Here is a 9,061-nt window from a genome sequence, read left to right on the forward strand (position 1 = left end):
CCGTTCCGCCGGCCTTTCCGCACGCACCGATGCTCCAGCCGATTTTCAAACTGCTGCGCCCGCACCAGTACATCAAGAACGGGTTCGTGTTCCTCGGACCGGTGTTCGCGCATGCCTGGGAGGGCGAGACCCTGCTGGCGGCCACGCTCGCGTTCCTCGCCTTCTGCGCGATGGCAAGCGCGGTGTACGTGCTCAACGACATCCTCGACGTCGAAGCCGACCGCCGGCACCCGACCAAATGCCGCCGCCCGCTGGCCAGCGGGGCCATCGGCATCCCGGCCGCGCGGATCATCCTGAGCGTGCTGGTGGTGCTGGCGCTGGCTCTGGGCCTGCTGGTCAGCGCCTGGGTCACCGGGCTGCTGGCGGGCTATCTGGTGCTGAACATCGCCTATTCGCTGGCGCTCAAGCATGTCGTGATCCTGGATGTGTTCAGCATCGCCGGCGGCTTCATGCTGCGCATCCTGGCCGGAACCCTGGGGCTGGGCATCGAACCTTCGCAGTGGCTGCTGCTGTGCGGCCTGATGCTGACCCTGTTCCTGGGCTTCGCCAAGCGCCGCTCGGAACTGGCGGAAACCGCCGTGACCGCCGGCCCGGCGCCCGCGGACCCCGCCCCCGAATCCCGGGACGACAGCCGGGGCGACACTCGGGGCGACACCCGGCGCGTGCTGGACGACTATTCCACCGCGCTGCTGGACCAGTTCATCGCGATCAGCGCGGCCTGCACGGTGATCGCCTACGGGCTCTACACCGTCAGCCCGGAGGTCATCGCCCTGCACGGCACCGATGAGCTGATCTACACCCTGCCGTTCGTGATCTACGGGATCTTCCGCTACCTGTACCTGCTGCATTTTCGCGGGCGCGGCGGCGACACCTCGCGCGACCTGTTCACCGATGCCCATCTGCTGGTGACGGTGGTGGCCTGGCTGGGCGTGACTCTCGCGGTGCTGTCGTGAGCGGGAACCCGGTCCTGACCGGCTGGCGCCTGCGCGGACTGATCCTGTCGGTGATCGTGGCCGCCGCGGCGTATCTGGGCATCGCCATCTGGGCCGGTGCGGAAGAGGTCTGGCACGCGCTGGTGCAGGTCGGCCCGTTCGGCCTGCTGCTGGCCCTGTCGCTGTCGCTGGTCAACTACAGCCTGCGGTTCGCCCGCTGGCAGCTGTACCTGCGGGCGCTGGCGCATCACGTCGCCGCGCCCGCCAGCCTGCACATCTACCTCGCCGGCTTTGCCCTGACCACCACCCCGGGCAAGGCCGGCGAGGCCCTGCGCGGCGTACTGCTCAAGCGCCGGGGTGTCCCCTATCCGGACAGCTTCGCCGCGTTCGTCAGCGAACGGCTGTCGGATCTGGTGGCGGTGGTACTGCTGTCGCTGCTGGGGCTCACGCTGGTGACTCAGGGGACCTCGCTGATCCTGGCCGGCGTGGCGGCCGTGGCCGCGGGCCTGCTGGTGCTGTCGCAACGGCGACCGCTGGAGGCCCTGCAACGCCACGCGGACCGCCCCGGCCGGCGGCTGTGGCGCGGCCTGCATCACGCCGCCACCATCCTGCTGCAGGCGCGGCGCTGCCACGCACCCGGCCTGCTCGCCGGCGCCACGGCCCTCAGCGTGGTGGCCTGGAGCGCCGAGGCGCTGGCCTTCTGGTGGATCCTCAATGCGATGGGGTTCGAGGCCGGATTCGCGTTCGCCGCCTTCGTGTTCGCCCTGGCCATGCTGGCCGGGGCGCTGAGCTTCCTGCCCGGCGGGCTGGGCGGCACCGAGGCGGTGATGATCGGCCTGCTCCTGCTGCACGACATGCCGGCGGCGGATGCGGTGGCCGCGACCACGCTGATCCGCCTGACCACCCTGTGGTTCGCGGTGCTGCTGGGCCTGATCGCGCTGAGCACCAATCCCGAAGCCCGTGGCCGCGAACTCCCGGACGAGCACCATGCGTAGGCGCTTCGCTCTCACCACGTCATGGCGAAGCCCTGTAGGAGGCCAGCCCCCTGGCCGATTGGGCGTCATGCTGTCGGGCTGTACCCGAGGGAATGTCGCACCCCCGGCAACCGGGGGCCTGCGGATGCGTGGACGCCCGCGCATTCAGGCGCAGAGGATATTAGCTGCGCCCAATCGGCCAGGGGGCTGGCCTCCTGCAGGGGATCGCAACGACGAGGTGGGCGGGCCATGACTGCCAGCTGGAACCGCATCCCGCGGGTGGAACACGCCGCGCACAGCGCGCCGGCGTTCCGCCCGGACCGGCTGCCGGCCGGGCCGCTGCTGGCCCACGGCATGGGGCGTTCCTACGGCGACTGCTGCCTCAACGCCGGCGGCCATCTGCTGCATACCCGCGGGCTGGACCGCTTCGTCGAGTTCGACCCCGCGACCGGCATCCTCACCGCCGAGGCCGGGGTCACGCTGGACGAACTGCTGGAACTGAGCGTGCCGCGCGGCTGGTTCCCGCCGGTGGTCCCGGGGACCCGCTTCGTGACCCTGGGCGGCGCGGTGGCCAACGACGTGCACGGCAAGAACCATCACGTCGCCGGCAGCTTCGGCGCGCACGTGCAGCGCCTGACTCTGCACCGCAGCGATGCCGGCCGGGTCGAGGTCAGCCCCGAGCACAACCCGCGCTGGTTCGCCGCCACCATCGGCGGGCTGGGCCTGACCGGGCTGATCGAGACCGTAACCCTGCAGCTGGTGCCGGTGTCCTCGGCCTGGATGTCGGTGTGGTCGGAACGCTTCCACAGCCTGGACGATTTCTGGGCCCTGGATGCCCGCGCGCGCCGCGAATGGCCCTACACCGTGGCCTGGATCGACTGCCTGGCCGATGGCCGGCGCCATCCCCCGGGCCGCGGGATCTATTCCGCCGGGCGCCACGCGGTCACCCCGCCCCCGCGCGCCCGCTTCCGCGAACCCCGGCGGCGGGTGCCGGTGGACCCGCCGTTCTCGCTGGTCAACGGCCCCGGCCTGCGCGCGTTCAACGAGCTGTATTTCCGCCAGCCGCTGCGCCGCAGCCCGCATCCGGCGCATCATCGCGGCTGGCTGTTCCCGCTGGACGGGATCCGCGACTGGAACCGCATCTACGGCCGCCGCGGGTTCTATCAGTACCAGTGCGTGCTCCCCGAACGCACCGCGCGTGATGCCGTCGCCGAACTGCTGCGCCAGATCGCGCGCAGCGGCCAGGGCTCGTTCCTCGCGGTGCTCAAGACCTTCGGCCGCCAGCCGCCGGCCGGGATGCTGTCGTTCCCGCGCCCGGGCACCACCCTGGCCCTGGATTTCCCCGATCGCGGGGCGGCGACCCATGCGCTGTTCGAGCGCCTCGACCGTGTGGTGCGCGAGGCGCACGGGGCGCTGTACCCGGCCAAGGACGCGCGCATGTCCGGCGCGATGTTCCGCGCCGGGTTTCCCGAATGGATCGAGTTCGCTAAGTTGACCGACCCTCAATTCTCCTCCAGCTTCTGGCGCCGGGTGACCGCATGAATCCGCTCAACCACGTCGTGATCTTCGGAGCGACCTCCGCCATCGCCACCGCCGTGGCCCGCCGCCTGGCCGCCGATGGCGCGCACCTGTTCTGCGTGGCGCGCAATGCCGAACGGCTGGAAAGCCTGCTGGCCGACCTGCGGGTGCGCGGCGACGACCCGGCGGGCGAGCGCATCCGCGGCCTGGCCGCCGATCCCGCCGACCCGGCCACCCACGAGAACGCCTGGACCGCCGCCCGCGAACACCTGGGCGAGGTGGATGCCGCGCTGCTGGCCTGGGGCAGCCTGCCCGATCCCGCCACCAGCCATAACTCGGTGGAGGCCACCCAGGAGGCGCTGCGCATCAACGGCACCAGCGCCGTCGCCCTGCTCACCCGCATCGCCCCCGACTTCGAGGCGCAGGGCCATGGCGTGATCGGCGCCATCGGCTCGGTCGCCGGCGACCGCGGCCGCCAGAGCAACTACGTCTACGGCACCGCCAAGGGCATGCTGGCCACCTATCTTCAGGGCCTGCGCCACCGCCTGGCGCCGGCCGGCGTCGACGTGGTCACCCTCAAGCCGGGCTTCGTAAGCACCCCGATGACCGAGGGCTTCGACCGCTCGGGACCGCTGTGGGCCTCGCCCGACAGCGTGGCCCGCGGCATCCTGCGCGCGCTGCGCCGGGGCCGCGCGGTGGCCTATCTGCCGTGGTTCTGGCGGGTGATCATGACCATCATCCGCGCCATCCCCGACCCGCTGTTCCGGCATCTGCGGCTGTGAGCCTGCCCGCCGACGCCCCCGGGCCCGCCCGCCACTACCCGGCGGTGCTGCTCGCGGTGATCGCGCTGAAGGCACTGATCGCCGCGCTGCTGCCGATCACCGGCGACGAGGCCTATTTCCTGATCTGGGCCGCCCACCCGGATCTCGGCTACTACGACCACCCGCCGATGATCGGCTGGTGGCTGAGCGCGGTCACCGCGCTGTCCGAACAGCCGCTGGTGATCCGTATCCCCGGCATCCTGGTGTCCGTGGCCCCGGCGCTGCTGATCCTCGCCCTGTGGCACCGGCACGACCCGGTGCGCGCCCGCCTGGTCTCGCTGCTGGCGCTGTTCATGCCGCTGCTGTTCATCGCCGTGCTGGTGGCCACCGACACCCCGCTGATCCTGTTCGCCCTGCTGGCCACCGGCCTGGTGTGGTACGCGCTGCGGGAACCGCGCCCGGGCGTGGCGGCGCTGGCCTTCTTCCTCGGCGGGGTCGCGCTGGGGCTGGCGTTCCTGTCGAAATACTTCGCCGTGCTGCTGGGCGTGGCCATCGGCCTGCACATCATGCTGTTCGCCCGCGAGCACTGGCGCGGCCTGCTGCTGATCATCCTCGGCGTGCTGCCGCCGGTGGCCCTCAACCTGTACTGGAACTGGGACAACTGCTGGTACAACGTGATGTTCAACGTGGTGAACCGCCACGGCGGGGACGGCTTCGACCCCGGCGGCACCCTGACCTATGCCGCCCTGCTGGTGTACCTGTTCACGCCCTGGCTGCTGTGGTTCCTCGCGCGCCAGCGCCGGGCCGTGGTGCAGGGCGTGCGCGAACACCGCCTCGGGGTGTTCGTCTCCGCCGGGCTGATCCCACTGGGCCTGTTCGCCCTGCTCTCGCCGTTCGCCGGGATCGGGCTGCACTGGCTGGCAGTGTTCGCCCCGCTGCTGCTGGTGCCCGCGCTGTTCCTCACCACCCGCGCCCTGCGGATCTCGGTCTGGCTGTCCGGCCTGCTGGCCCTGCTGCACGCGCTGTTGCTGCTGGCCATCGCCACCCTGCCGGTGGACTGGCTGCGCGGCCACGGCGACCACGCCAGTGCGGTGTTCTACCTCGCGCCCGAGGAGGTCGCCGCGCTGACCGAGCCCTACTCCAACGCGGACCGGTCCGACGCAGACTGGCATTTCTTCACCCGCAGCTACTCGCGCTCGGCCATGCTGAGCCATTACTCCGGGCATTACTTCGGGGTCTTCGGCGAAGGCTCGCACTACGGCCGCCAGGACGACCTGATCACCGATTTCCGTGCCCTCGACGGCGAGAACTTCGTGTTCATCCCGCGCCGCGGCGAGGTCGACCGCGAAGAGCTGGCACCGTTCTTCGACCGCATCGAGATCCGCACCGGCGAGGCCGGCGGCATCCCCTGGCAGGTCGCCGAAGGCCACGGGTTCGACTACGCCGCCTACCACGAGGACATCCTGCGCCCGATCCTCGAACGCTACTACGACATCCCCGCCTGGCTCCCCGAAGGCCGCTGCGCCTTCCGCGAGCGCTACGCCGACACCCCGTGAACCCACGGGGCGACACGACCGCCCCGAAAAGTTCTGCACCCCCCCTGTTCAGACGGGGCCCGGCGCGCCATGAGGCGCCAGAATCCCTGTACCCGCCGATATCGCGGGTCTTCGTGTTTCGTTCACACAAGGATTCCAGGGAGACTCAGGATGCCAGTATTTCGACCCACCCCGCTCAGTCATGCCGTTTACCGTGCTCTGAGGCCGCGCGCCTCCGCCCGCCGCCACTGGACCATCCCCGGACTGGTGGGCCCCGCCATCCTCGCCATCGGGATCAACGGAGCCGGCGCCGATCAGACCGAATGGACCGACGACGTTGTGGCCAACATCGACTGGTTTCAGGACGGTAACTGGGATCAGGATGCCCCCGATGCTGACACCGAGGCCCTGATCCTCGACGAGGATGACCGCGTACAGATTGCTGATACGGGAGCGCAAGCCGACGGGATTCAACTCCTTGACGGAGAGCTGGAAATCACGGCGGACGGTTCGCTCGAAACCCACGACAATTTCCGTCTCCGGGGAACCGCGAACCTCCAGGTGGAAGGCGCCGTCGTCACCAACGCCCGTGTCGACATCGGGATATGGTCTTCGGCCGACGCAGAAGCCGTGATCTCCGGCGGTGATGCGGAATGGCAGCACAACGATCTCAATCTGAATGTGGGTACCATAGGTGGTACCGGCACACTGGTCCTGGAGGATGGCGCCCGACTCGAGCAGGGATCGGGAACCAACTTCGTGGGGAATGGCGCCGACTCGAACGGAACCATCCGGATCACCGATGCAACGCTTGTCGGGGACTCCATACGAGTCGGCAACAGGGGAACCGGCTCGCTCGAAATGGACGACGAAGCGATTGCCGAACACTGGGACGCCGACGTGGGATATCACGAAGGCTCCAGCGGATCGGTTGAAGTCGATGATGCGGAGTGGGACATCACGACCTATCTGGCCGTCGGGCGCGGCGGTCACGGGGAGTTGACCATCGCCAACGGCGGTGAGGTCACCAGTGGCAATACCTATCTTGGCTTTGACGCTACCGGTCACGGGACCGCAACCGTTTCCGGCGACGGGGACGAATCCAGCTGGACCACCAGCGACCTGACGGCCGGATGGAGCGGTGAAGGCCACCTCGACATCCGGAACGGGGGCGAAGTGACCAGTGCAAACGTGTTTCTGGGTCGATTGGCCTCGGGCCGGGGCGAAGCAACCATTACCGACTCCGGTTCTCGCCTGACCGCGCAGGGTGCCCTGGCCATCGGCGATGCCGGCAGTGGCCAGATTGAGGTCCTGGACGGGGGCGAACTGGTCACCGAAGGGATGAGCCACATTGCCTACGTTGAAGACAGCGATGGTTTCGTCCGGCTCCGCGGTCCGGGTTCCCGCTGGGAGGCGGGGGACGACCTCTTCGTCGGAGAAGCGGGCGAAGGAGCACTCCACATCCTTGACGGAGCTCGGCTCGAGGCCGATGAACGCGTCCTTGTGGCCGATGAATCCGGCTCGGAGGGTTCCGTTGTCATCGACGGGTCCGATTCGATGCTGGAGATCACCGGCCAGGGCCCGGAGTCCGTCCTGGGAATCGGGATCGGAGGCGAAGGCGACCTCGAGCTCAGCAACGGCGGGGAGGCGGAATCCATCGTCGGTGGGCTCGGCATCGAAGACGGCGCCCGGGGAACGGCGACGATCCGGGGCAACGGATCCGGGTGGACGGTGCACGACGGGCTGTTTATCGGCTGGGATGGCTCGGCCGATCTCGCAGTCCGCGACGGAGGGCACGTCATCGTTGGAGGCGAGAGCTGGATCGGGGCCGAATCCGGTTCTCATGGCGAAGTCAGCATCACCGGACCGGACTCGATTCTGCAGACCGGCGACACCCTGAAAATCGGGCGCGCCGGCCACGGCCAACTGGAGATCCTGGATGGCGCCCGAGTCGAAAGTCAGTCCATGGCCCTTCTCGCCGTTCAGCCGGACAGCAGCGCCAGTGCGCGGATTGCCGGCCCCGATTCCACCTGGGACACGGATGTCCCCCTGGTCATAGGAGACGAAGGCACCGCGCGGCTCGATATCGAGGACGGGGCAAGCGTCACCAGCGACTGGGGGTACATCGGCGGTCGCGACAGCGCTGAAGGTTCCGTGTACCTCTCCGGATCGGACTCCGAATGGATCGTATCCGAGAGCCTCACGGTCGGCTTCCAGGGCCGGGGTCATCTGGAAATCGCCCCGGATTCCGAAGTCTCGGCCGGAAGCCGGGTGATCGTGGCAGACGATCCGGATGCACGGGGAACGCTGGTGGTCAACGGGATCCTCGCCAGCCAGGACGGCCTCGAAGTCGAATCCGGAGGCCAACTGGGAGGCGACGGACAGGTTCATGGCGACGCCACCATTCGCGGGATGCTCGCACCCGGCAATTCCATCGGCAGCCTGACCATCACCAACGGCGACCTGACACTGGACCAGGACTCGGTGTATCGGGTGGAAGTCAACGATGGTGGCAATACCGCCGGGGTCCACAACGATTACGTGACCGTCGAAGGTGACATCCATATCGACGACAGTGCCAGCGTGCACGTCACCGCCGAAAACGGCACCGATGACGGAAGCACGTGGGACCCCGAAACGACGTACACGATCCTCAACGCCGAGCAGGCGGTGTACGGCGAGTTTGGCGATGTCACCGATGATTTCGCATTTCTGGAATCCGAACTGGGCTACGGTTCGGATCAGGTCTATCTGACCCTGACTCAGGTGGCGGATTTCGTTGATGTAGCGCGTACCCGCAACCAGCGGGCCGTAGCGGGCGGCCTCGATGAACAGACGCAGAATGCCGACATGTCTCCCGTTCTGGATACACTCATCGCGATGGACGAGGACAACGCCCGCGCCTCACTGGACGACCTGTCCGGCGTCGACCACACCCACGTCCAGCAGATCGGGCTGCGCGGTGCCCAGCGTTTCCGTGCCGGCCTCACCGGGCGGATGCCCGGGCCCGGGGGCGCGCAGGCACCGCGCGAAACCGCCAGCCTGGCGCAGCTCGCCGGCCTCCAGCTCGCCTCCGCCGGACAGCCCCGAGGGCTGCTGGACGACTCCCCGGGAACATCGCGGGGCTGGTGGGTCAATGCCGAAGGTGGCCGCGGTGACATCGACGACACCACCAACGCCAGCGGCGCCGACTATCGCTTCACCGGACTCACGGTCGGCTTTGATGCCCCGATTTCCGAAGAACTCCATCTCGGTGCGGCCATGGGGTACACCCGCAACCGCGGCGACACCGCCGGGGGCGACATCGACGTCGACTCCATCCACCTCGCCGCCTACGGCGG

Annotated in this window: 6 protein-coding genes; all 6 read left to right on the forward strand. The window is 68.8% G+C overall.

Features of this window, described 5'->3' with window-relative positions; genetic code table 11:
* The first annotated feature begins 29 nt into the window (after positions 1–29).
* Positions 30–953, forward strand: a complete 924-nt coding sequence (locus F787_RS0111830; protein ID WP_019589506.1) for a UbiA prenyltransferase family protein — start codon at positions 30–32, stop codon at positions 951–953.
* The gene (locus tag F787_RS0111835; RefSeq protein ID WP_028492310.1) at positions 950–1,927 is read left to right on the forward strand and encodes a lysylphosphatidylglycerol synthase transmembrane domain-containing protein; all 978 of its coding nucleotides are present in this window, start codon (positions 950–952) and stop codon (positions 1,925–1,927) included. The genes F787_RS0111830 and F787_RS0111835 overlap by 4 nt, the downstream gene beginning before the upstream one ends.
* Positions 1,928–2,155: 228 nt before the next feature.
* Complete coding sequence (locus tag F787_RS0111840) at positions 2,156–3,448, forward strand: FAD-binding oxidoreductase (RefSeq protein WP_028492311.1); 1,293 nt, start codon at positions 2,156–2,158, stop codon at positions 3,446–3,448.
* Complete coding sequence (locus F787_RS0111845) at positions 3,445–4,206, forward strand: SDR family oxidoreductase (RefSeq protein WP_028492312.1); 762 nt, start codon at positions 3,445–3,447, stop codon at positions 4,204–4,206. Before F787_RS0111840 ends, F787_RS0111845 begins: the two co-directional genes overlap by 4 nt.
* Positions 4,203–5,741 (forward strand): glycosyltransferase family 39 protein, encoded by a 1,539-nt coding sequence (locus F787_RS0111850; protein WP_028492313.1) that lies wholly within the window; start codon positions 4,203–4,205, stop codon positions 5,739–5,741. The genes F787_RS0111845 and F787_RS0111850 overlap by 4 nt, the downstream gene beginning before the upstream one ends.
* Positions 5,742–5,891: 150 nt before the next feature.
* On the forward strand, positions 5,892–9,061 hold a 3,170-nt coding region (locus tag F787_RS16500), incomplete at its 3' end, for an autotransporter domain-containing protein (RefSeq protein ID WP_081694128.1).

Origin of the sequence: Thioalkalivibrio sp. ALE19 (genome assembly GCF_000428605.1) — a bacterium.
GTDB lineage: Bacteria > Pseudomonadota > Gammaproteobacteria > Ectothiorhodospirales > Ectothiorhodospiraceae > Thioalkalivibrio.

Excerpts from the sequence above, each read along its gene's own strand:
- F787_RS0111840 (WP_028492311.1), top strand. The coding sequence starts at position 2,156 with ATGACTGCCAGCTGGAACCGCATCCCGCGGGTGGAACACGCCGCGCAC.
- F787_RS0111845 (WP_028492312.1), top strand. The coding sequence starts at position 3,445 with ATGAATCCGCTCAACCACGTCGTGATCTTCGGAGCGACCTCCGCCATC.
- F787_RS0111830 (WP_019589506.1), top strand. The coding sequence starts at position 30 with ATGCTCCAGCCGATTTTCAAACTGCTGCGCCCGCACCAGTACATCAAG.